The 26154-nt window shown below is 29.5% G+C and carries 22 protein-coding genes; 3 read left to right on the forward strand and 19 right to left on the reverse strand.

What is annotated here, in order from left to right; translation table 11 throughout:
• Positions 1-127: 127 nt before the first annotated feature.
• The 12 genes from KEC93_RS20400 to KEC93_RS26780 all read right to left on the reverse strand — a co-directional run bounded on the left by KEC93_RS20400 (position 128) and on the right by KEC93_RS26780 (position 15100).
• Entirely contained in the window at positions 128-367 is a 240-nt protein-coding gene (locus tag KEC93_RS20400) for a hypothetical protein (protein ID WP_017209057.1), read from the reverse strand.
• 518 nt (positions 368-885) lie between these two features.
• Positions 886-1803 carry a ribokinase gene (gene rbsK, locus KEC93_RS20405; RefSeq protein ID WP_023973080.1) on the reverse strand — a complete coding sequence of 306 codons (918 nt, stop codon included), beginning with the start codon at positions 1801-1803 and terminating at the stop codon, positions 886-888.
• Between the two features lie 165 nt (positions 1804-1968).
• Positions 1969-3666 carry a methyl-accepting chemotaxis protein gene (locus tag KEC93_RS20410; RefSeq protein ID WP_077869973.1) on the reverse strand — a complete coding sequence of 566 codons (1698 nt, stop codon included), beginning with the start codon at positions 3664-3666 and terminating at the stop codon, positions 1969-1971.
• Positions 3667-3749: 83 nt separating this feature from the next.
• Complete coding sequence (locus KEC93_RS20415; protein WP_077869974.1) at positions 3750-5213, reverse strand: sugar ABC transporter substrate-binding protein; 1464 nt, start codon at positions 5211-5213, stop codon at positions 3750-3752.
• 577 nt (positions 5214-5790) lie between these two features.
• Positions 5791-6348, reverse strand: coding sequence for a class I SAM-dependent methyltransferase (locus tag KEC93_RS20420; protein WP_012060236.1), 558 nt, complete (start codon positions 6346-6348; stop codon positions 5791-5793).
• Positions 6349-7236: 888 nt separating this feature from the next.
• Entirely contained in the window at positions 7237-7659 is a 423-nt protein-coding gene (locus tag KEC93_RS20425; protein ID WP_077868929.1) for an HIT family protein, read from the reverse strand.
• Between the two features lie 283 nt (positions 7660-7942).
• Complete coding sequence (locus KEC93_RS20430) at positions 7943-9448, reverse strand: MFS transporter (protein ID WP_017209061.1); 1506 nt, start codon at positions 9446-9448, stop codon at positions 7943-7945.
• A gap of 38 nt (positions 9449-9486) precedes the next feature.
• The gene (uxaC, locus tag KEC93_RS20435; RefSeq protein WP_077868928.1) at positions 9487-10899 is read right to left on the reverse strand and encodes a glucuronate isomerase; all 1413 of its coding nucleotides are present in this window, start codon (positions 10897-10899) and stop codon (positions 9487-9489) included.
• A 444-nt stretch (positions 10900-11343) separates the two neighbouring features.
• Positions 11344-12957 (reverse strand): mannitol dehydrogenase family protein, encoded by a 1614-nt coding sequence (locus KEC93_RS20440; RefSeq protein ID WP_039771604.1) that lies wholly within the window; start codon positions 12955-12957, stop codon positions 11344-11346.
• A 113-nt stretch (positions 12958-13070) separates the two neighbouring features.
• Complete coding sequence (uxuA, locus tag KEC93_RS20445) at positions 13071-14132, reverse strand: mannonate dehydratase (RefSeq protein WP_023973084.1); 1062 nt, start codon at positions 14130-14132, stop codon at positions 13071-13073.
• Positions 14133-14322: 190 nt separating this feature from the next.
• Complete coding sequence (locus KEC93_RS20450) at positions 14323-14994, reverse strand: GntR family transcriptional regulator (protein ID WP_012060242.1); 672 nt, start codon at positions 14992-14994, stop codon at positions 14323-14325.
• On the reverse strand, positions 14975-15100 hold the full coding sequence (locus tag KEC93_RS26780) for a hypothetical protein (RefSeq protein WP_257792338.1): 126 nt from the start codon (positions 15098-15100) through the stop codon (positions 14975-14977). The genes KEC93_RS20450 and KEC93_RS26780 overlap by 20 nt, the downstream gene beginning before the upstream one ends.
• Before the next feature lie 240 nt (positions 15101-15340).
• On the opposite strand from KEC93_RS26780, the gene KEC93_RS20455 reads away from it, so the two are divergent.
• Both KEC93_RS20455 and KEC93_RS20460 read left to right on the forward strand, forming a co-directional pair.
• The gene (locus KEC93_RS20455; protein ID WP_077868927.1) at positions 15341-17020 is read left to right on the forward strand and encodes a methyl-accepting chemotaxis protein; all 1680 of its coding nucleotides are present in this window, start codon (positions 15341-15343) and stop codon (positions 17018-17020) included.
• 81 nt (positions 17021-17101) lie between these two features.
• Positions 17102-18277: an extracellular solute-binding protein gene (locus tag KEC93_RS20460; RefSeq protein ID WP_077868926.1), complete on the forward strand. Its 1176-nt coding sequence runs from the start codon at positions 17102-17104 to the stop codon at positions 18275-18277.
• Positions 18278-18349: 72 nt separating this feature from the next.
• Here KEC93_RS20460 and KEC93_RS20465 read toward each other — a convergent pair whose 3' ends face one another.
• On the reverse strand, positions 18350-20212 hold the full coding sequence (locus tag KEC93_RS20465) for an APC family permease (protein ID WP_077868925.1): 1863 nt from the start codon (positions 20210-20212) through the stop codon (positions 18350-18352).
• Positions 20213-20782: 570 nt separating this feature from the next.
• On the opposite strand from KEC93_RS20465, the gene KEC93_RS20470 reads away from it, so the two are divergent.
• On the forward strand, positions 20783-21079 hold the full coding sequence (locus KEC93_RS20470; RefSeq protein ID WP_012060246.1) for an HNH endonuclease: 297 nt from the start codon (positions 20783-20785) through the stop codon (positions 21077-21079).
• 137 nt (positions 21080-21216) lie between these two features.
• Here KEC93_RS20470 and KEC93_RS20475 read toward each other — a convergent pair whose 3' ends face one another.
• From KEC93_RS20475 to ilvD, 6 genes are all read right to left on the reverse strand, one after another.
• Positions 21217-21660, reverse strand: coding sequence for a GNAT family N-acetyltransferase (locus KEC93_RS20475; RefSeq protein ID WP_077868924.1), 444 nt, complete (start codon positions 21658-21660; stop codon positions 21217-21219).
• A 287-nt stretch (positions 21661-21947) separates the two neighbouring features.
• The gene (locus tag KEC93_RS20480) at positions 21948-22103 is read right to left on the reverse strand and encodes a hypothetical protein (protein ID WP_167595053.1); all 156 of its coding nucleotides are present in this window, start codon (positions 22101-22103) and stop codon (positions 21948-21950) included.
• Between the two features lie 152 nt (positions 22104-22255).
• The gene (locus KEC93_RS20485) at positions 22256-23317 is read right to left on the reverse strand and encodes an iron-containing alcohol dehydrogenase family protein (RefSeq protein ID WP_077868923.1); all 1062 of its coding nucleotides are present in this window, start codon (positions 23315-23317) and stop codon (positions 22256-22258) included.
• A gap of 95 nt (positions 23318-23412) precedes the next feature.
• Complete coding sequence (locus tag KEC93_RS20490; RefSeq protein WP_077868922.1) at positions 23413-23724, reverse strand: hypothetical protein; 312 nt, start codon at positions 23722-23724, stop codon at positions 23413-23415.
• A gap of 83 nt (positions 23725-23807) precedes the next feature.
• Positions 23808-23999 (reverse strand): PspC domain-containing protein, encoded by a 192-nt coding sequence (locus tag KEC93_RS20495; protein WP_017209073.1) that lies wholly within the window; start codon positions 23997-23999, stop codon positions 23808-23810.
• A 406-nt stretch (positions 24000-24405) separates the two neighbouring features.
• Positions 24406-26121, reverse strand: coding sequence for a dihydroxy-acid dehydratase (ilvD, locus tag KEC93_RS20500; protein ID WP_023973090.1), 1716 nt, complete (start codon positions 26119-26121; stop codon positions 24406-24408).
• Between the last annotated feature and the right edge of the window lie 33 nt (positions 26122-26154).

Here is a 26154-nt window from a genome sequence, read left to right on the forward strand (position 1 = left end):
TTCAAATAAAAATAGGCCAACCATCTCTATTTATTGTTTATGGTTGACCTATTAATATATTAGATATATCTTAAAACTTACTTGTATTTTTTAATACTTTCAGATTTGAAATTCTATTATTATAATTCTAAAATAAGAGCCTATCTCTTTGCATCTGAATGCTAATTCTATTTCTGCATTCCCCATAATCGTTAGATTTTAGCTTTCTAAACTTGTAGTAATCAAAACTCTCTATAGTATCTTTAGGCGCGAAATTAAAGATTGCTACAATAAAAGCTTTAGCCTTTCGTTTTAACTTAACAAATAAGTTTCCTATTTCATTTTTATTCTTCATATTTATCTTACCTCTACTAATTCCAAATTTCATTCCGTATTTTTTATAATTCCTTTCCTTGAATACTCCCTAAATTCTGCTTCATGATATTCCATTTAACTCACTCCTTTTTTAGTATTTTTAAAATTTTTGAAACAGCTTATTTAATAATAAACTAGCACCACAATAATAGTTTACCCTTACCACAAATTAAATGATATGTAAAAAATTATTATAATTAAACTTTCTTAATTCCGACTCTTTAATTTAGAATCAGCAAAAAACTGCTGAATATAATTTTCAACGCAATATCCAACTAATAATTAATTAGATATTGAGTTGTATATTATTTACAACAGTTTCTTTATAGGATTCCTGTACCTTGCAAATCATTTTATATTATAAATATGAACTTTGTCTTTACTTGGCCTTACTTTTTAGCACTATATGTGATGATTCTAATTTTTCATTATTTAACTTAAATATAATTTTTCTTATACTATCATCTGAAAGATTATATGCCTCTGCAATATCAAAAACTCTTTCGCCTTTTATTAATTTTTCTGATAAATTTATCTATCTCTAATAAATTTGTCAACTCTTTCAAAAGTTGGCATAGCTTCCTGAGCTCCTAGTGCGGTTGTTGAAATAGCACCTACTGCATTTCCAAATATTACACATTCTTTAAGTTCTTTTTCTTTTGCTAGGGCAAAAGCAAATCCCGCATTAAAAGAATCTCCCGCTGCCGTTGTATCTATTGGATCAACAATAAATCCTGGAACTCTAGTACATTTATCTTTCTTAATAATTGCAGCCCCATCACTACCTAACTTTGCAACTATAACTCTTACTCCCTTATCAAATAATGTTTTTGCTGCTTCTACAAGGTTTTCTTCACTATTTATCTTTCTTCCAATTAAAGTCTCCAACTCTGTTTCATTTGGTGTTAAATAATCCACATATTTAAAAATTTCATCGGGAAGACCCACCGCTGGTGCTGGATCAAGTATTACTGTCTTACCTTGTTTCTTTAGTTTTTTCATAGTTGCAATTGCTGTTTCTAATGGAATTTCTAATTGAAACAAAAATATATCTGCTCTCTCAATCAAACTCCATTTGCTTTCAATATAATTTATATCAACTTCTGCATTAGCTCCTGGAACAACAATTATATTATTCTCTCCATTATTACTTACTTGTATCACTGCTACTCCAGAAGACATGCCTTTTTCAATGCTTACTCCATCAGACTTGACATTATTACTTCTTAAAACTTCTAGATATCTTTTTCCATACATGTCTTCCCCTATTTTTCCTACCATAAGCACATCTGAACCCAACCTACCTAGTGCTATTGCTTGATTACCACCTTTTCCTCCTGGAAATGTATTAAACGCTTTCCCCATGACAGTCTGTCCTGCCACAGGAAAATTTTCTACTGTAGTTACTAAATCCATATTTAAACTTCCAATTACACATAGACTTTTCATATAATACGCTCCTCTTCCTACATTAAATTAAAACGAAATATATTTATAATTTAAATCTAGTGTTATTATATCACAATTTCTATTCCTAAAAATTTCACTAACTCAACATATGCTTCGGCACTCCAATAATCTTGTATCACTACTATTAAAATTTCTAAAGTTCGCTTAAACCCTAAACTTAGAAACAACGTTGGCTAACTCACTTGAAATGTTAGCCAAAGTAGTGGCAGATGCAAAGAATTCTTCCTGAGTTGCTAGCTGCTCTTCCACTATTGCAGATATATCTGTACTTCCTTCTAGTGATTTATTTGAAATTTCACATATATTCTTAGATATTTTTTCAATTGCATTTATTTCATTAACCATTACTAAAATTTCATCTGAAATATTTTTTATTTCACCGTCAACATCATTGTTTGACTCCACAATATTCTTAAATGCTCCTTCAACTTCCAAAACTTTTTCTGAGCCACTCATTACCTCGCTAACCGCAATGGACATACTTTTAATCAATACATTAATGTAATTTTGAATTTGAGTTAAAATTTTAGATATCTCTACAGTAGATGTTGCAGAACTTGTTGCTAGTTTGCGAATTTCATCTGATACAACTGCAAATCCTTTTCCATATTCACCTGCTCTAGCTGCTTCAATCGCAGCATTTAGAGCCAACAACTCCGTACTGGCTGTAATTTTAGAAATAGTATCTAGTATGGTTTCTATTTGCGATGAATTTTCTTTTAAAATGCCAGTTACCGATTGGATATTCATAACTTGTTCTTTAATAGTGTTCATTTGATTTAACATGGATCTAACTTTCTCATTTCCACCTTCAGCTATTTTAAGAGATTTATTAGCCGAGGACAAAACATTATTTGACTTTTCTTTTATTTTGCTATTCATTTTAATAAGTCTATTAACTGCTTCTTCAGTCCTTTTTGCTTCACTAAATTGATACTGCGAACCATCGACAGCATCTTGAGTAGATACTGCGATCTGATTAACTGCTTTGACACTTTCCTTCGCCCTATCCTTGATCATAGTAGAAGATTCATATAAATCCTTGCTATTATTAATAATCCCCTTAATCATAGTTCTTAGATTTTTTGTCATTTCATTAAAAGAACTTGTCAATAAAGATACTTCATCGTTAGAATTCACTTTATATTCTTCTACCTGTAAATTTCCATTAGCAATATCATCAGCTAATAGTACAATTTTATTCAATGATTTTCCTAACTTTATCGAAAAGAAAATAGCAAAAATTATGCTAAAAAAACCTATGGATACTATAAAAACAATGATTAGCACTCCTGTAAAATTAGATTTTTTAGCCAAATCTGCTCTAGCTTTATTTTGTTGATCTAATTCGACTGACATATATTCCTGCATGCTATTTTGAATTAGTTTAGAAAACCTGTTCATAAGTTTATTTTTTTCCACCATTTCAGTGGCATTCTTACTTTCAAAAAGTTTTATATTTTCCTCAGAATAGGACTCTAACATTCTGCTTACAGCATCAAAAGATTTCAGTGTCTTCTCTCCCGATAGATTATCTTTAATAAACTCTTGATTTTTGTTAATATTTATAAACTTATCATCTATAATTTTTTTATTCTCCGCTGTTGGATTTAATATATATTTTGATATATCCTGAGGAATTGAGTTTATTAAAATTATGATATCGTTCGCCATAACGTTTTTTTCAATCATAATATTTTCTTGTACTAAGTAAGACCTCATAGTCATATAAGATGTTATTCCTACTGTAGATATCAAGAATACTATTAATGAGAAGCTTATAATAAGCTTTGATTTTATTGTTAAGGGAATTCTTCCTGGAACTGAGCTTATTTTTTTCATCTTGAAGTTTCTCCTTCCTCTTATGTCATTGATTATGTAAAATTTTCAGATCTAATTTTAACTTCTAAATTAATATCTATATATTATTTAATTGGTGCCCCAAAAGTATATTCATACCATTGATCAGGTGTTTGAGTTTTCAATCCAAATATAGTATCTCCGTCTTTTGTCACCATAGGTATATTAGGTGTAATAATATCATGTGGCATTGAACCATTCTTAGTGATTATATTAAGTAAAGTTCTCATTCCAATATCAGATATTAAGGGCGTGTATGGTGTATTCACTTCAAATAATCCATCTTTTACGGATGTAATTGCCTTTTTAGAATCATCAATTGATAAAAACATCATCTTTTTAGCATCCTTTCTGCTATTTAATCTATTAGCATTCTTTGATGCATCATAAGCAGCAATAGCTTCATGATCACCTGTTCCAAATACAACATCAATAGAAGGATACTCATTTAATGCTAATTGCATATTGGCAAGTGCTTCTGCTGTATTATCATCATCATGATATGATTTTAATATGTGAATATCAGGGAAATAACTTAGTACTTTAAGGAAATGACCAGTTCTATTAGCATCAGCAGTGCTTCCAGAAGGCTTTCTAAGAAGAACTACATTTGCATTTAGGCTGCCTTCTTTTGCAAGTTTCCAAATTAAATACATACCACATTGAGCGCCATTTGCTGGAAAATTCCCAGTAACTCTACTCGTGGTCTCCTCGAGTCCTGTCATTCTATCAACGCTTACAACTGGTATACCTGCCTCAATTGCCCTTTTCACTGGTGCAATAGTTGTCTCTGATTCAACCATAGGCCAAGTTAGAATCCCATCCACTTTCTGCAGAACAAAACTATCTATTATATCTGCCATTCTATCGTTGTCCCATTGAGCATCCTTAACATCAACTTCGACATTTGGATGTCTTTCTGCTTCCCATTGAGCTGCATCAGCTAAACTAACATTCCATGGCTGATCAAATCCATGAATAGCAACACCAATTCTATACTTTTTATTTAAGTCTCCAACTGGTCCTGATTTTAAGGCCACATAATTTGAAAATGGTAATTTCAAATCCAGCTCGCTAAATGCTCCTTTTATCTTAGTTCCATCTCCATTTGTCCATTTATAGTTACCGAAAGGCTTTCCCGTAGGATATGTACTCATATAAGTTTCAAATTTTTCATTCTTATATATATCCGTAATCTCTTTATTTGCATCTGAAAGAGGTAAATTAATAAAAAATTCTAATATATCACTATCCGATAACCCTTTTGATTTAAGGCTTTCAAAAAAATCCAATGCCTCTTGTCCTTTTAAATTTCTTACCTGATCGTACAACGGTGCCAAATCCACTGATTTCTCATTTGTTACAGTTTGTGTTGGAACTTCTTCAATATAATCTTTTTGCCTGTCTTCTTTTGGTTCGTTATCAACAATTACTTTACCTACTTGGGAACAAGCTGATAAAATACTTCCAACCAAAATTATTAATACAATGCAACTTAATTTGCGTAACCTAAAATTTAATATTTCCATTTTGACTTTCCTCCTTGGTAGCATCTAATCATATTAGTAATTCAATCCTTTTAATACACAATAACTACTTAGATATCATATTTGTTAAATTTATAACAAATATAAGCCTCTTAAAAAACGTTTACACAACTTGTATTCCTCCCTTGCAAACTATCTTTTTTAATACAAACTTATTGTAATGTTATATTCACTACTATATTAAAATACTTCTATGATTTCTATAATTCTACAATAATTTCAAAAATCCTTTATTTTATACTTCTTAATAAATGTTATTTTTACGGTATAATATTACTTCGGAGATTTAAGGTAAAGTATATATAATAATTATTCTTATACATCAACCTTAAAAATAAAAAGCTCTCAACATACATTGAGAGCTTCACTTGTATTAATTAAATGCTAAAAATTATTATTTTCAAAATATATATTTGTAAACTTCTTTAAAACTTGATATGAAATTCTAAAGCTTGTACAAAACTTATATTCCTAGATACCAACATCTTTAATTTCTAAAATAAACTTACTACTATCATTTTAGCAAGTTCTCACATAACTTAAAATTATGTTAATCATATTAGGTATTTTGACATTTTAAAACATACGCTGGTGGTATATTTAACACTACTCTTTCTAAACTTATATCTTCAAAATAACTTCCTATATATCCCTTTTTAAGCAATGTATATTGAAATGTTATGAATAATCCATTCTTTTTTAATATATCTTTTGTTTTTTTCAATATACTATTTGACATATTCTTTGGCAAACTAGCAAATGGTAATCCTGATACAACATAGTCTACTTCTTTAATATTGTATTCTTTTAAATATTTATCTACATTTTCAGCTGAATCATTTACTATTACAACGTTATTATATTCACCATACTTTTCCTCTAGTTCTCTGCAGAATTCTTCATTATATTCTACGAGCATTAACATCGTATGATCCTTTATTTTTTTCATTAGTCTATCAGTAAACACTCCTGTTCCAGGACCATACTCCACAATACATTTTGCATGGTCAAAATCAATATCATGCGCCATTTTTTCCGCAAGCTTTTTAGAACTAGGAGCTACAGCTCCAACAGTTCTTGGCGACTTAAAATACTCCATTAAGAACTTTATCCACATAATAATACAACCCTCTCTATATTTTCTTAATTAGAATACATATTTTATTGAACTTAAACAAACTAAATAAAATATATATTCTATTATTAACAAAAGAGACTACCCCTCGATTTTTAAAAACTAGAGATAATCTAAAATTTTTTATAAATTTCCTTCTAACTATTTTCTTATTTAATTACAACACTTCTGTATAGACATGCACAGTTTTAAAAGTACATAATCTGTTAGAAAATTTTACATAGCTAACAATGTTTAGATGATGAGTCTCTAACACAATGTAAAAGTCAAAAACTATTTTGGGGCCGAAATTTTTTTAACTTCTAAATTATAACATAATAAGGAAATAAATTCAATGTTTTACATAAACTAATTAGGTGAAAATTTATTATTTTAATTTTATTAAGCTCTAATAATTTAAAAATTATGAATAATCATGCTTATTCTTTACAAAACAAATATATTAATTATTATTTACAATATAATTTCAACCCCAAATGTAATCTTAGTATATTTCTTAGATTATAATATATGTTTAACTTTTTGCTTTATATCTTCTTAAAAAGGAACATGCATCATAAATATCTATAGGGGATAATTCGATATCTATGCCTCCTAAACTTGTCATTGAAGAAACTTTACTAAAATTTTTATTTTAATCCAAGTTTCAAATAAATCTATTTTCTTTTCCATATGCTGTAGAATTATCCCCTTGTACTTATAAATTCTTCTTGATTAGTATAAATAGAAAGTTATATTCAAGACCTAATATGGATATATAGTTATTAATGCACACAATACAAAATAAAGGCATAAATCTGCATTGTAAAATAGCTACTTCAAAACAGATATCTATCCTCTGTTTTGAAATAGCTAACACAAAATATATAATTATAACTTTTCTTTTATGAGATTAATTCTCTTCATATATTCTTCATCACTTAAATATTTTTTCTGAGGATTCATTTCAAATACACCACCCCATGAATATCCATCTTTATACTTAGGAACCAAATGAAAGTGAAGATGTGGAAGAGTATCTGAATATGCTCCATAATTTATTTTATCAGGTGAAAAAGTTTTTTTAATCATAGCCGCCGCTCTAGTGACATCTTTCATATATAATTCTAATTCCTTATCATCCAATTCAAATAATTCTTTCACATGTTTATCATAAGCAACAATGCATCTTCCTTTATGACTTTGTTCTTTGAACAAATAAAGAGTTGACACTTCAAGCTTACATATTTCAATCATTAAATTATCAAGTTTTTCATCCTTATCACAATAAAGACAATTATTTTTATTACTCATATTTCGGTCTCCTAACCTAATTTTTTATAGACATATATTAATAACATTTTTTATTTAATAGTACAATTAATTATTTAAGACATACCTTTATATTCTTACAGACAATATAGAAGCTATCAAAATAATATTTTAATACAGTTGAAATTAAAATTAGCTGCCTTAAAATAGCAATTTACTTTCTATCTTAAGACAGCTATAATAACTAAATTGAAACGTATCTAGAGATTATGATGATTTTGAGCTATTCTAATATTTTAATATTCTATTAGTCAAAAGAATTAATTTATACTACTGTTTCTTTCCAAACATTTTCATATTTATATCCAGTAAGATTTTCAACAATTGTTTTTGTTTCTGGAGTTACTTCTTCTTTTGAACCATTATTCTTTAGACGTTCAACTTCATCCACTAATATACCATGTGTTCTTTTATTAAGTTTGAAAGTTGCCGCACAAATTAATGCGATTACAAGTAAAGATATACATCCAACAGCTAAAAGAGTAGCTATAGTTGATACAACTTGTGGTGATTGAGTTGCCTGTCCTTTAACAAATCCGCTTTCTTGCAATACAACACCTATAACAAATGTAGCTATTGCCACACTGCTTTTTCTAGTAAATGTCATAACTGCTGCAAAAAGCCCTTCTCTTCTTTGTCTTGTAACCATTTCATCAACATCAGGAATGAATGGGAATACATTCCATGGAGTAAACTCTAATAAACTTCTTCCTACTTGATAAATTGTACCAATTACAAATAATAAAACAATATTCGATCCTAAATTTCCTACATAAAGTCCATAAAATGCTAGTAAACATACAATCATAATAGAATAAGCCATCTTATATAAGTTACCTGGTCCAACTTTAATCATTAAGAATCCACCTAAGATTGTTACAGGAATACCAATGATGCTAAGTGAAAGTACATTAGCAGCAGTAGTAGATGAAACACCTAAATTAAATACACAGAAATATATAAATACTGAATTAAATAAATCTTTAGCAGTGAATGAACATATATAAATTGCTAAATGTTGTCTAAACGCTCTGATCTTAAATGTAGAAACATAGTCACCAGCAACCTTTACAATAGTCATTAATTGTTCTCCAAAGCTCTTGCTTGTAGAACCATTTAATAGTTCTTGTTCCATTTCAGGTGTAAGGTCCCTTTCCCATGTTACTTTATGTGATATAAGTATACATATTGCATATATAATAGCAAAAACCAATCCATTAATGAAATATGCTTGTGGGCTCTTGTCACCAAAGAAAGCTATTAATCTTCCTGGAACAAAAGTAGCTAAAAATGTACCTGTTGCCGAAATAAACATTCTTGATGCTGATAATTTAGTTCTGTCAGTAAAATCTTTTGTCATTTCAGCAGGTAATGTTTCCCATGGAATTAATACCATGGCTGCAATTATTTCAAATAACAAATAAGTAACTAAATAGAACGCATAACTTCTTCCTGTTACCCATAGTAGCACGTAATCTGCCATTAACGGAGCTCCGATTAATAAGAAGAAACGACGTCTACCAAAAAGTTTTCCAAGCTTAGTTTTATAGAAATTATCAGATATACTACCGATAAATAAACTGGCAACTGCATCCACTATACGAGCTATAGCTATGATAGAAGCACCTTCTATCGGTGTTAATCCTGCAAATGTTGTATAGAAAAATAGTAAGAAGGCTCCAATAATAGTGAATGCTCCACCACCCATTAAATCAACTAGTCCATAACCAACGCCTCTAGCTATCGTAATTTTTCTATTTTTATTTGACATAAATTTTTCCTCTCTTTCATCAATTAAATATTCCTGAATTATTTTTTATCAAATCCAAAATATTCTTTTGCATTGCTATAGCATATACCTTCAACAATTCTTTTAAGTAATTTATCGTTTTTAGGTACTTCTCCGTTTTCTACCCATTCTCCAATTAAATTACAAGCAATTCTTCTAAAGTATTCATGCCTAGTATATGATAAGAAGCTTCTTGAATCCGTTAACATTCCAATAAAGCGTCCTAGCAATCCAAGGTTTCCTAATGCCTTCATTTGTTCAATCATTCCATCCTTATTATCATTGAACCACCACGCTGCACCAAATTGCATTTTTCCTGGAATACCATCTCCTTGAAAGTTTCCTATCATAGTTCCAAGAACATAGTTATCCTTTGGATTTAATGTATATAAAATTGTTTTTGGAAGAGAATTTTCTCTGTCCACAGAATCTAGAAGTCTAGAAAGTGGATAAGCTATGCTTTCATCATTAATTGAATCAAAACCTGTATTTACTCCTATTTTTTCAAGCATTTTTGTATTATTACTTCTAAGAGCTGCAATATGGAGCTGCATAGTCCAACCTAATTCATGATAAAGCTTGAATACATGTCTTAATGTATAAGTTTTATACTTCTTTTCTTCATCAATGCTTATAGATTTACCTTCTAAAGCTTTAGCAAATATTGCTTCTGCTTCTTCTTTTGATGAATCTGCATAAACTACTACACCATCTATACCATGATCTGCTATTCTGCATCCAACTGAATGGAAAAATCTTATTCTTGAATCAAGAGCTTTTAAAAATTCATCATAATTATTTATAGATACTTCAGATACTTTTTCTAAATCTTTTACCCAAGAAACAAAACCATCTAAATTGATTTCAATTCCTTTATCTGGTCTAAGAGTGGGTAAAACATTTACATTAAAGCTAGCATCTTCTTTAATTTTTATATGATATTCTAATGTATCTATAGGATCATCTGTTGTACATATAGTTTCAACGTTTGATTTTATAATTAAATCTCTAACATTAAAACCTTCTCCATTTAATAATTCATTAGCTCTCTTCCAAATTTCAGGAGCAGTATCTTCATCAAGCGGTTCATATATTCCAAAGAATCTTTGAAGTTCTAAATGAGTCCAATGATAAAGAGGATTTCCTATAGCCATAGGTATCGTTTGCGACCAAGCTAAGAATTTGTCATAATCACTTCCATCTCCTGTAATGCATTTTTCATCTATACCATTACTTCTCATAGCTCTCCACTTATAATGATCACCATAAAGCCACGCTTCAGTTATATTACTGAATTTTTTGTTTTCATATATTTCTTTTGGATCAATATGACAGTGATAATCAATAATAGGCAAGTTCTTAGCATAATTATGATATAAATCTATAGCTGTTTGATTAGATAGTAAAAAATTCTCATCCATGAAATTTTTCATATTCTTCATCCTACTCTCTCAAATAAATATTTTATATTTGTAAAGCATTGAATATTTGGGTTAATAACACGCAGTATATAAATTCACGTACATTATTGTAATTTGCATTTACTCAATACTTTACCACAACGTTTTCTTAAATTTTATATATTAACCTTATTGTTATGTTTTGGATTCTTATATTCTTATATTCTTATATTCTTATATTCTTATATTCTTATATTCGCTAATTTAACTTCCTTACCTTATAATACTAAAAGTTTTATATCATCCTTTTAGTATAAGTGCAAAGTTGTTAATTAGCATTGCTTATGTTATAATGTACTTCATATTAATTTTCTTAAACATTCTTTATCGTTCTTCACTTATATTATTTGGCAGAATATAATAAATGAAGAATGATAAAAATGTTTATTTTTTTGCATCTTCGAGCATTATCTCTGATTATTTACAATCTAAATATTTTTCTAAAGTTGCTCTAACTGCACCAGCACCTGAAATCAATTCATTGAAATAACCTTCAATTTTCTCGCCTAAACCTATAGTGTAAAGATTTACTCCAAAAATTTCTTCATTTATAAGTATTGATTTTAAGCTACTTTCTACTGATTCTTTAGAACCTAATTTTATATCTGCTACATATTTTCTTAATTCATCTAATAAAGGATCTGGACTTAACTCCATAACATTACCATTATCATCTAATCCCATTAGATATCTGCACCAGCCTGCTATAACTAGAGGAATGTATTTAAGTTCTTTAGCATCTAAATCTTCTCTCTTACTATAAGCTTTAATTGTTTCTCCAAATCTTATACCAACTTTTTGAGATGTATCTGAAGCAATTCTTTGTGGTGTATCAGGTATATATGGATTTGGAAGTCTAACTTCAACTACCTCTTTAATGAAATCTTCTGGATTTAATATTCCTGGATTTACAACAACAGGCATTCCTTCTTCATATCCAATTTTTTCAACTAACTTCTTTAAAGCTGGATCTTTCATTTCATCTGCAATTAAATCAAATCCAAGTAAGCATCCAAAAACTGCTAGAGACGTATGTAGTGGATTTAAACACGTAGTTACCTTCATTGTTTCAACTCTTTCCACAGTTTCTCTATTTGTTAAAAATACACCTGCTTCTTCTAAAGGCATACGTCCATTTGGGAAGTTATCTTCTATTACAAGATATTGAGGCCCTTCTGCATTTACAAAAGGTGCAATATAAGTATTTTTGCTAGTTGTTACAATCTTAGTGCTATCAAAACCAACTGCTTCTAATGTATTCTTAACACTTTGAGATGGTCTAGGTGTAATTTTATCTATCATACTCCAAGGGAAAGATACCTTTTTAGTATCATTGATATATTCAAGGAACCCTTTATCAACTAATCCATTCTCAACCCAGTTCTTTATCATTGTTTCCATTGCATTGTGAAGCTTCTCACCATTCTTTGAACAATTATCCATACTTACAAAAGCTATTGGAAGTTGTCCGTTTTGATATCTTACATATGCTAGGGACGCAACTTTAGCTATAATACTTACAGGATGCTCTAGACCATCTGTTGTATCTTGTTGTGATAAATTCTTAACACTATAACCTTTTTCTGTTATTGTAAAGCTTGCTATTTGTAAAGATGGATTTGAAAATATCTCTTTTAACCTATTCCAATCTTCTTCTCTTGAGTAATCACCAGCTAAGCTTTCGCCTATACTTCCTACTACCTTTTTATCTAGGCTACCATCTGGTTTCATAATTACTAGTAAGCTTAAATTATCATAAGGAGAATAAATTTCATCTATAATTTCATAGTCATATCCTTCTACAGCAACAATACCAGATTTCGCTTTCCCAGTATTTAAAAGTTCCTGTTGTAGTATTGCTATAAATCCTCTGAATATATTTCCTGCTCCAAAATGAACCCATGTAGGATTTTCTTTAGTTGATGCTGACATCTTATCATAATCAAACTTTGGAATTTCAATCCCAGCTTTTTCCCATAAATCACTATTTTTGATACTTTCTTTACTTAATACTATTTTGGCGTTATTCATTTTTTTCACCTCTTTAAAACTATTGCTAATAAAGTCAATACTATTAATTATCTTTTGTATCTTAAGATTCTATGAGCCAAAATTTTTTTAATCAAAATTTTAGTTTATCTCTTTTATTTATTTCTTTCAAGAGAATCCCATATTCCCCATAAATACATAATTCCAAGTGCTCTATCATAAAGTCCATAACCTGGTCTGCATTGTTCATTCCAAATATGTCTTCCATGGTCTGGTCTTACATATCCAGTAAATCCAACTTCGTGATAAGCTTTAACTATATCACATATATCTAATGAACCATCACAAGTTCTATGAGATGTTTCAATAAAATCACCATTCTCATAAATCTTAACATTTCTAATATGAGCAAAAGCAATCCTATTACCGAATTCTCTTATCATAGCTGGTACATTATTATTTGGATCTGAACCTATAGCACCACTGCAAAGAGTTAAGCAATTATATGGATTATCAACAAGCTTTAATAATCTTGCTAAATCATCTCTGTTCTTAACTATTCTTGGTAACCCAAATATTGGCCAAGGTGGATCATCCGGATGTACTGCCATTTTAATATCATTTATTTCAGCTACAGGAATAATTTGTTCTAAGAAGTATTTTAAGTTATTCCATAAGTCTTCTTCTGTTACATTCTTATATGCTTCAAAAAGTTGTGATAAATTCTTTAGTCTTTCTGGTTCCCAGCCTGGCATTGTAAGATCTGGATTAGACGCAATTTTGTTAACTAACTCCATTGGATCAATATCTTTAATCTTTGCTTTTTCATAAAAAAGAGCTGTTGATCCATCTTCTGCCTTCTTGAATAAATCTGTTCTAAGCCAGTCAAATACAGGCATGAAATTATAGCAGATTACTTTAACACCAACCTTAGCTAACTTTTCTATTGTCTTTTTATAATTTTCTATATATTTATCTCTTGTTGGTAAACCTAATTTAATGTCTTCATGAACATTAACGCTTTCAACAACATCCATATTAAATCCATACTTGTCAGCTGATTTTTTTACTTCAAGGATCTTTTCCATTGGCCATTCTTCACCTGCTGCCATATCATGAAGAGCCCAAACAATTCCTCCAACTCCAGGAATTTGTTTTATTTGTTCAAGTGTAACGGTATCATTGCCTTCTCCGTACCATCTAAAACCCATTTTCATAGTAATGTCCCTCCTGTCACTTCATTTAATTATAATTTCAATATATAATATCTCAAAACATATATAAAATTAATACACTTAAATTTAATGCTGCTTATATATAAGCCTCACCTCCTTTAATTTAAAATAATAATCTTAGTATTACATGATTATTTAACAGCTTTGATCATATTAAAACTTAAATCAATCTTTATTTAAAATAATTAGGATACTTCTCTTTTATTTTATTTTTATCAAAAGTAACCATATTTAAATGTTCCTTCATAAAGTCTTCTGCTATCTCTGGGCTCTTGTTTTTTATAGCATTAAAAATTTCTTTATGCTGAAGATAAATATTGTCCCAGCTAGAATTAGTTACTAATCTAAGCATACGAATTCTTTGAAACTCAGTACTGCCATCATTAATACTATTCCATACTCTTTTTTTATTACTTCCCTCGAAAATTATCTTATGAAATTCTTCATCTGCCTCAAATAACTTTTTATAATCATTATTTTCTATATACATTTTTTGAAGTTTCAAATTCATTTCTAAAGCTAGTACATTTTCTTGTGAAAATTCTTTACAAGCTTCCTTTACAACTGCTCTTTCTAAATGTTCACGTAAAAATCTTCCTTCTTCAACTGCAGATAAATCAATTAAAGAAACAACTGTGCCTTTTTGAGGATAAATATTAACTAGCCCCTCTTGAGCTAATCTAACAAGTGCTTCTCTTACTGGAGTTCTACTCACACTATACTTTTCCGAAAGTTCCTTTTCAGAAATGCTAGTACCAGGCTCAAGATATAAATTAATAATTTCATCTCTAAGTTTATAATATATAGTTTTACTTGTTGTATTCTTATTTACCTCTAAAGCCATTTTTATATTCTCCCTTACTTTCAAGTCCTACCATACTTGTATGGTAGTTATACTTATATTTTATCATAAGTATTTTAAAAAATCTATTACTAATCGATACTGCCATACTTGTATGGTAGTTATATTTTAATAATAATCATAACCGTTTACAATGTCAAGATAAATATTTAATTATTTTTTGAAATGCATCAACTTACAATATAGTTAGCAATAATGAGAAAACAGTAGAAAAATGCAATATAATTGCGCGTATTTCATATATACGCCGATTTTTTAGACCTTGAGTATAATATTGGTTAGATATATTATCAATATGGAAATTTATTATGTTTGAAAGGGGAATATTATGCTGAAAAATATTAAAATTATCAATAGCGTTATTTTGATGGTTATCTTATCAACGGTTGTATCGTTATCTATCGCAATAATTGGTTATAACAACATGAAAACGATTAACTCAAATTCATCATCAATGTACACAATTGCATTAACAAGAATTATTAAAACTGAGGAAATTAGACAAACATTCTTAAATATTCGGTTAAATGTCAATAGAATTTCTATATCTGAATTTAATGATGATGATGTAGCAGCTATAGATAATGACTACTCTGCCATAAACAAAATGGTGGAAGATTACGAAAAACTATCGCTTAGCACTATAGAAACAAACAATTTATCTGAATTTAAGAAGGATTCCTCAGCTTATTATGAACAAATTAAGAATCTTGAAAAAGGCAATAAATTATATGGTATAGATTTAGAAAAATTTAATCAATTGGGAGTTGAAATGCAACTTTTTCTTGATAATTTAGTGACTTATAGTTCAAATACTGCTAATGCTCTACATAATGACAATATGAGTTTATACATTAGAAGCACTAAAATCTTTTTTATCACTTTCTTCATTGGTTTTATTCTTCAGATACTTGTTTCCTCTTCTATAATCTTGGTTATAAGAAAGTCTATAAAAGAAATAATGTCCGATTTGGATAATGTTGCTGCGGGTGACTTTAGTTTCGAAATAAACACTAATTTAAAAAACGAATTTGGCAGAATGAAAAAATCACTCAAAGTAACAATTTCAAACATCTCCTCAATGCTCGAAGAAGTGCAAAATTCAGCAAATGTTGTAAATATACAAGCAACTAATTTATTAGGAGCTTCAGACGAAATGTCTTCTTCTGCACAGGAAATTAATGCTGCTGTTCAAGAAGTAGCTAATGCTGCCACTGAACAATCTAGTGACCTAATGAATGTAAAAACTTCATTGGATAGTTTTGCTGATTCACTAGATCAAATAACCTCATCAATTAATGATGTAAACTCAAATATACATAATATTAGTTCAATGGCCGAAGATAGTAACTCTAAGTTAGAATTTTTATTTAATTCTATTAAAGATGTAAACGAATCTTTTGATACTGTAAGAAATAAAGTTGTTCAATTAGATAATCATGTTGAACAAGTAAATAACATAACTACTATTATAAATTCAATTGCTGATCAAACTGATTTATTAGCATTAAATGCTGCAATTGAGTCTGCTCGCGCAGGGGAAGTGGGGCGTGGATTCTCTGTAGTTGCAGAGGAAATCAGAAAACTCGCGGAACAATCTAAAGTATCTGCCAGTAATATAAGTGGCTTGATTACTAATATTAATAACGAAGCCCAAATAGCGGTTAAGACTACTGATTTAGGTAAAGATAGCTTAAATAATCAATCAGTCCTTATTGAAGATTCTATAAAATCTTTTGCTTTAATATTTAAGGCTATAAATACTATATTGCCTAGAGTTGATAATATAAATAAATCTATTGAAAATATAAATATTGAAAAAGATCTCATAATCTCAAAAACGTTAGATATTTCTGGAGTATCAGAAGAAAATGCAGCTTCATCTGAAGAAATAGCAGCCTCAGTACAACAAATAAATTCATCTTTTAATGATGTAGCAACTTCAGCTCAAACTTTATCAAATTTAACAACCTCTATGATGAACGAAGTAAGTAAATTTAAATTATAATTGTTGTTATATATAACTTAAGATATATTTTGCAATTTTAAACTAGAGAGAATTATATCTAAATTAAAATGGAGGATAATTATGAAAAATTTTAAATTTCTAAATGTTACGCTTGTAATAGTTTTGATGACGACTATATTAACAGGCTGCGGTTCAAAGAATGTTTCCAAATCAACTCAGCCTATTACTTTAAATATAATAGATGTTTCAGGAAGCATGCAATTAGTCGGAGATTCCATAGATCAATTTAAAGCTGCAAACCCTGATTTAATAGGAGATGTCGTAGTAAAAAAATCTACTGCATTAGAGGTTCCATCTTTATTAAAAGCTCAAATTTTATCTGAAGATATGAAAACAAATTTGATTTTTACTGGAATTGATGGTCTTTCCACATGTATTGATAGAGATGTTATAGAAAATATTATGCCTACATATGGCAGCAGATTTCCTGATTTAGAAAGTAATTATAGTTCTGGTGCTAAAGCCACTTATGATTTAGTAAAGGGTTATGCGATAACTTATGTGTATTCACCTAGCGGCCCATTCTTTACTTATAACCCAGATACCGTACAAAATATACCTAAAACGCCTGATGAGCTTTTGGCTTTCGCTAAAGCTAATCCTGAAAAGTTCACATATGCAAGACCCGCGGGTTCAGGACCAGGCAGAATTTTTCTTCAAGGGTTACCATATATTCTTGGAGATAAGGATCCCAAAGATCCTAAAACTTGGGACAAGACTTGGGCTTATCTTAAAGAATTGAATCAATACATAGATTATTATCCTGCTAAAACTGGTACTACATTCACAGAATTAAAAGCCGGAAAAAGATCTATTATAGCAAGTCAGTTAGGATGGGATATGAATCAGAGAATCATAGGTGGTATTCCACAAACTTATCAAGGATTTGTATTAAACAATACTACATTGGTTGCAGATGCTCAGTATATGGCAATTCCAAAAGGACTTAGCGATGAACAAAAAAATGTAGTTTTAAAACTAATGGCATGGCTTATGACGCCAAAGATGCAGGCAATAACATACGATAGCGGTTATTTTTATCCTGGACCTTCTGTAAAAAATGTTTCACTTGATATGGCTCCAAAAGAAAGTCAAGATAAAATAAAACCAGCTATAAGACAATCTTATGAAGATTCTATTAATACACTTCCAAATTCGACGCAATTAGACACAACTAAATTCATGGACGCTTTAAATATGTGGGATCAATTATTTGGAACTAAAGTAAGAAGATAATAATGGAATTAAGAAACATGCTATATTGCTGAATCAAACAATATAGCACGTTTTTATATCCTAAATCTATAATTACTTACTTTGCTTTACATCCTCATCTAACAGATGATAAGGATAAGTAGATACAATTATGTTATCATTCTTCAATAAGGTTTCTCTAATAAAGAAACTTGTATGATTATGTAAAACCTCACCAAATCTTTCATTAGTAACAAATTGAGGCACTATTACTGTTATCTTCTCATCTTTAGCTGTTGAATTTGCAATCAATTCTATATTCTTTAATAAAGGAGTAACCACAGCTCTATATGGAGAATATTTTGCGACAAGTAATATATCTGTATCTAACTCACTCCATCTAGATTTTAATTTTTCCATAGCTTCCTTGTCTGGTGAAATATTAAGAGCAATAACATTATCGCTTACACTTTGAGCATATTGCAACGCACCTATTGTTGCTTTATTTAAGCTAGCAATTGGAACTATCACAATATGAGTATATTTCTTTCTTAAATTCACCTTTTTCAGATTTAATTGACTAATACTTAAACCACAAGCCACTTTATCATAGTGTTTTTTTATTCTTAGCTGAATTACAATTATGATTGGAATTAAAATTGCAACTATAAATGCACCTTCACTAAATTTTTCAATTAAAATTATTATCGTTGTTAATAAAGTAACAACAGAACCAATACCGTTGATTATTGCACGTTTCACCCAACCATTACCTTTTTCTTTTCTCCAATGATTCACCATTCCAAATTGCCCTAGAGTAAAAGATATAAATACGCCTATAGCATATAGTGGAATCAACCTATGAGTGTCTGCCTTAAATATAATAACTAAGATACAAGCTATACATGATAATGCAACGATTCCAAAAGAAAAACTAAGTCGTTTACCTCTAATAGTGAATTGTCGTGGTGCAAAACCATCCTTCCCAACTATATACATTAGCATTGGAAATCCTGTATATGCTGTATTGCATGCCATAAGTAAAATTACAGCAGTGCTAAATTGAATTATATAGTACATTATGCCATTCCCAAAAATAGCAAATGCTATTTGTGAAACAACTGTAGGACCATTTGCTATTGGTACAGCTGTATAGAATATAGCAAGTACCGAAGTTCCTCCAAATATGAAAAATATTAAAGCTGCTAATAATATCATAACAGTCTTTGCACTTTTTTGGCTCGGTTCCTGAAAATTCGGAACGGAATTACTTACTGCCTCTACTCCAGTTAAGGCAGAACATCCTGATGAAAAAGCTCTTAAAATAAGAAATATCGATACATTTTCTGTAGTATTTGCTGGGATAGAATACATTGGTTCTGGATGAATATTTAATATAAAGTACTTAAACAAACCATAAAGTATCATAAAAGCCATGCTAAAAATAAAAATATACGTAGGTATAGCAAAAATTTTTGAAGATTCACTTATACCTCTTAAATTTAAAACAGTCAAAACTATAATTATTATTAAAACAAACATAACTTTATATTCTGTCAAATTGCTAAATGCAGAAATAATAGCATCTGCACCTGCACTGGCGCTAACTGCGACAGTAAGTATATAACTAATTATTAAACCTGCACCAGCTGCTAAGCCAGATTTTTTTCCTATATTTTCATTGGCTACTTTGTAAGCTCCCCCACCTTGAGGATAAGCCCTAATAATCTGAATATAAGAAATTGTTAATATTATTAATAATCCTATAATCATAAAAGAGGTCCATGTTAACCACTGATATGCTGCTACACCTAGAACTATTAAAACAAAAAGAATCTCCTGAGCAGCATAGGCAACAGATGATATTGCATCACTTGCCATAATTGCTAATCCAAAAGGAATATTATACTTTTCATTACATCCTTGTTCATTTGATAAAGGTTCTCCTAATAAAACATCTAAAAACTTTGTAAGCATTTATTTTCCCCCTATATTATCATACGAAAAATATTGTATGTAATAATGAAATCAAAAGCAATATTCTAATTATTGCATATATTGAAGAAAAATGTAGAATTTGCCTCATGAATACGAATACATATATAATTATCACTGATTTCTTCTTTTAATGAATTATTTTTAACTTTGTTATTACACCTGTATTTCAATTTAATTTCCACATATTAGCCTTAATTAATCACTTGACTTATAATAATTATAAATATAGCTTTATGATTTTAATATATATTAAGAAATTCTGATTTAGTATGATTAAAGTTTTCCTAATTTAACTCAAAATTATTACAAATTTCAAATCTTTGATTTGTATTTTGAAACAGTAATTCTATAAATATCTCAATTCTACTTCATGAAAACTAATAAATTTAAATATACAAGTTAATCTTACTAAAATGGACTTCTATATTTTTGTAATTTTACGGAATAATTGTTACTAAAATAATAATGATATTACTTTAATCTTTTTTGCTTTTACTCATTATTTTGATATAATCAAATTGTAAAGCTAATATATAAGAGGAGGATTTTATGGCACAAAACCATATATGTGAATTATGCAATAGAAATGTTTCTAGCATTACTAAACATCACTTAATTCCCTTAGAAAAAGGCGGAGAAAAATTTAAAACACTCTCTTTATGTTCAACCTGTCATAGACAAATTCATGCTCTTTTCACGAATCGTGAATTAGCAACACACTATCGAAGTCTTGAATCATTAAAGAAAGATATAAAGATAGTTAAATTTCTTAAATTCATTCAGAATATTCCCGGTGATTCTTATTTAGACATAAAAAAATCAAGACATGTACGAAAAAGTTGTTAGGATGATATTTAAATATTTTATGTGCAAAAATAATGGCAATAATCTTACTAAGATTATTGCCTAAAATTATATAATTTATCAACTCTGAATTTGTATGATAATAAGTTTTGATCCCATTATAATAATTTTATTATATATTAGTTTATTTTAAAATACATAGGCTGTAATGCTAATCCACTTTTTTCTGATATAAATATATTTCCTTTGCACTGGAATCCTGCCTTTTTATAAAAATTAATTGTATCTAATCTTGCATTCAAATATAAACATATAACTCCAAACTCTTTAGCCTTAATTTTATGTCTTTTTAACATTTCAATGCCAATGCCTTTACCCACATATTTTTCACTAACAACTATATTTGTCATTTTACTATTCATATTATAATTGGTCATTCTTGAATATGCAACAACAGCCCCCTTATCTAATCCTACCAAATGTATACTGCTATAATCTAATTCATCATAGTCGTATTTATGAATTTTATTATATGGTTTAAAAAGTATTTTAAACCTTAATTCAGATACTTCTTTAAACTCTTTACTTTTATAATTTATAAATTCATATGTAATATTATTCATATTTCTTCCCCAACTTCTATATTATTATAATAATATTATACACTATATTCATAATAATCGAATATTTATTCACAATTTTATTTATTATTGTATCTTTTATTTAATAACTATAGCTCTCGGTCTATGTTGCTTTAGAAATACTAATAAATATATTTTTTATCTTGAACAAATTTTATTATATTAAATTATAAAAATATAAAACTACCAACTAAGCACTTATCTAGCAACCTAATTAGTAGTTATAAAATAAACTATACTTTTCTATTAATTTTATGTAAAAACAAATATTACGATCTATCTTCCCATTTTCTCTTTGCCTTCATTACGTTTTCTTCGCTTAATTTTGTTTCCTCCACTATATCTCCCATTCCGCAACCTTTATCAAGCATCTCTTTTGCTTTTTCCATGGCTTTTTCATGTTCACCTTTTCTTAATTTTTCCATTAAAGTTCCTCCTCTTTCGACTCATACTAACTCTAAATCTAGTATTACCTGTGAACACTTTTTTATTCAGCTTTTATGATAGCTTCTTCATCACTTTTTTCATGCATCCAATCTTTATTTTATTTCTTTATTTCCATCTTCTTCTGAAAAAATTATATTAATATGTAGTTCAGAATTTCATCCTCATCTATAATTTTTTTAGCAAGAATTCTATTTTCATCTACATGAATATACGTATATCTATTAGGTTTTATTGATGGAGCAATATCAATAGCTTTTTTATAATCTTTCTTTTTCATTTTTAAAGTTTTTGCATGCTCGAAAAAGTTTGTTTCTTTTAATATCTTCGATATTCTTTCAAATCTATGATATTGTACTTTCGCCATAATATATGTTGCAATTCCAACCTGTATTCCATGAAGCTGAGGCATTTCTAAAAATTTATCTAATGCATGAGATATTAGATGCTCTGAACCAGAGGCCGGCGAGCTATCACCTGCTATTTCCATAGAAATACCATTCAATATTAATGAATCCACTAATTCCTTCAGAAACAAATCATCTTTAATATTTTTAAACTCAGTTCTTATAAAACTATTGACTGCTTTCTTAGAAATCATAGTAGCAAAATCATCAATAATTATCCTTCCATTTTCTTCTTCAAATTTCCAATCATACAACGCAGTGATATTTGATACTAAATCTCCTATCCCCGAATATATAAATTTTTCTGGTGCACTCTTAATAACATCAATATCTACAATTATTCCATAAGGAGTTTTAGCTGGCAGAGACATCCTCTTGCCATTAACTAAAAGAGATGCACCTGCACTTGAAAAACCATCATTAGAAGTTGAAGTTGGAATACTAATAAACGGTAATTTTCTCAAAAAGCTCATGTACTTAACAGCATCTATAGCCTTTCCTCCACCTACTCCAATTAAAGCTTCTACGTCGTTTGATATTTCAAAAGCTTTTACACTAATCTTTTCGAAATTTACATCTGATATTGTTTCTATTCTTGAAATATCTATATTAGCTTCTTTTAAAGAGTTGCATATAGAATCTCCAAACAATTCTTCTAGACCCTCGCCAAAGCATATTAAAACACTTTTAAACATGGCTTTCTTAATCAAGTTGCCTACATTATTTATATTTCCTTTTCCTACCTCTAAAATAGAAGGAATAGCTATTCTATGAGTTGACGTCTTCATTCATTTCACTCCTCAAAAGTATTTTCAATTTTTTAAAATATCAATTTTTATATCTTGAAATTAGCTTTCCCTAGGTGGAAAATAAAAAACATTTATTATTTTAAATCATTAACTACTTTGTTTATCTTATCTGTCTTATCCAAAGCTTCTGTCCATAATTCCTTTGAAGGAATTATTTTTTCTACCGTTGTATACGCTTCTCTTATAATTGGTATATTAATAAGGTTTGTACTTTGAATAGACATCAATATAAACCAGCACACACCTATAAGAGCTGCTATTCTTATGATACCTGCTATTGCTTTAATTAATATATAAAGAGCAATAATAGCAACTATTATTAAAACTATAGTATTTGTTGTTAAATGTATTGGCGTATTTTTTATCAAGCTATTTACTTTATCCATTTGTTTCCTCCCAAGTTAGATAGTTAATATTATATTAAACTTGCTCACTAGTATACTTCCTTAAATTTTAATTTTTCTTATGCTTATAATAGCGGTTGCTTTGGTATAATTAATGCACAAATTATATATAAGAGTAATCCCGATCCCGCACAAACAATCAAAATTGCCCACCCAATTCTGACTAATGTTGAATCAAGTCCAAAGTATTCAGCTATCCCACCGCATACCCCTGCTAACTTTTTATCTGTTGCTGATAGATAGAGTCTTTTCTCCATAATAGATTTCCTCCTAAATTGCTATAACATATCATTTGAACATAGTTCTTTTTCAAAATTATATCACTTTAGAATTCTATTTACTATTATTGAGGTATATATTTTTTAGTGCTAATATACGTTCATACACATCATTACTAAAACATTATATTTGTATATTTAAAAATTCTATATAGGAATCTGATTATTTTTTCAGCTTTCTACTCCAAAAGGCATTACATCCTTGTGTTACATAATATCTCTTTTAAATCTAGCGTAATAAAGGGAAAGAACAATTCACTAACACATGAACCATTCTTTCCCTTTTAATAATTTATAATAGAAATCATAAAATTATCACTTATTATGGAAATATTTTAATCTGTATACTACATAATAAACAGTTTATCTTTCCATTGTTTTTAATCTATTTCATATATCCACCTTTCATTGGTGATACTGCATGTTCTGAAAAAATCTTTAGAATTCCAGATTCGTATTTTGATTTTCGTGGTTTCCAATTCTTTCTACGTTCTTCAAAAACTTTCTCTACTTCTTCTTTACTGCATTTTTTTCCCTTTATACCAACGATCTGTAATACTCTATTAGGAATACTAATTTCAATCAAATCATCTTCTTCAATTAATGCAATCGGTCCTCCTACTGCGGCCTCTGGTGATACGTGTCCAATTGCCGGTCCTTTAGAAGCTCCTGAGAATCTACCATCTGTTATTAACGCTATACTAGCAGATAATTCTTCATCCGAAGCAATTGCTTCTGTTGTATAGAACATTTCTGGCATTCCGCTACCTTTTGGTCCTTCATATCTTATAATAACCGCATCCCCTGGACGAATTATTTTTCTTAAGACTGCATCAATAGCTTCCTCTTCACTATCAAAAGGTTTTGCTTTTAGTATAGCCTCATGCATTTCTTTAGGAACTGCAGAATGTTTTACTACAGCACCTTCTGGCGCTATATTTCCCTTTAATATCGATACAGAACCATTAGTACCAATAGCATTATTGAATGGACGAATAACATCTTCTTTTTTTAGTCCTACTTTTTCAAGATACTCATTACACTTCTCATAATATCCGTTAGTTTTTAATTCTTCTAAGTTTTCACCTAAAGTCTTCCCAGTTACAGTCATAACATCCAAATGAAGCAAGTGCTTTAGCTCTTCCATTATTGCTGGTACACCACCTGCATAATAGAAATATTGCGCAGGCCATTTTCCAGCAGGACGTATGTTTAGTAAATAATGTGCATCTTTGTGTATTCTATCAAAAGTCTCTTCATCGATATACAATCCAAATTCATGAGCTATAGCAGGTAAATGCAACAGTGAGTTAGTAGACCCCGATATAGCTGCATGAACTAATATAGCATTTTCAAAGGATTTAATTGTAACAATATCTTTTGGACGAAGATTCATTTTAGCTAGTTCAACAGCTTGTCTTCCTGCTTTTAACGCTACTTCTTCTAAATCTTCACATGTTGCTGGCATCAATGAGCTACCTGGAAGCATTAATCCAAGTGCTTCTGCCATAACTTGCATTGTAGCTGCTGTTCCCATGAATGAACAAGCTCCACAAGATGGGCATGCGTTTTCTTTATAAAAAGTTAATTTTTCTTCTGAAATTTCCCCTCTTTGGCACATTGCACTATAGGCACCTATTTGTTCTAGTGTCAATAAATCAGGACCTGCTTCCATTACTCCTCCAGTAACCATAATAGCTGGTATGTTTAGCCTTCCGATTGACATAAGATGTGATGGAACTGCTTTATCACAACTTGAAATAAATACGCCTCCATCGAATGGTGTTGCATTAGCATGGATTTCTATTAAAGACGTTAATGTATCTCTAGACGCTAAGGAGTAATTTATTCCATCATGCCCTTGTGACATTCCATCACAAATATCTGTTGCAAAGTATCTAGCACCTTTCCCACCTGATTGTGTAATTCCCTCAACTGCTCTGTTAGCAAATTTCAATAGATGAGCACTTCCTGGATGACTATCTCCAAATGTACTTTCTACTATAATTTGTGGCTTTGACAAATCTTCTGTTGTCCATCCCATTCCTCTTCGAAGTGGATCCATCTCTGGAGCAATTTTTCTTACTTCTTGACTAATCATACTATTTCTCTCCTTAATCTTTATTTGACACCG

The sequence above is a fragment of the Clostridium beijerinckii genome, assembly GCF_018223745.1.
In the GTDB taxonomy this organism is placed as follows: domain Bacteria; phylum Bacillota; class Clostridia; order Clostridiales; family Clostridiaceae; genus Clostridium; species Clostridium beijerinckii.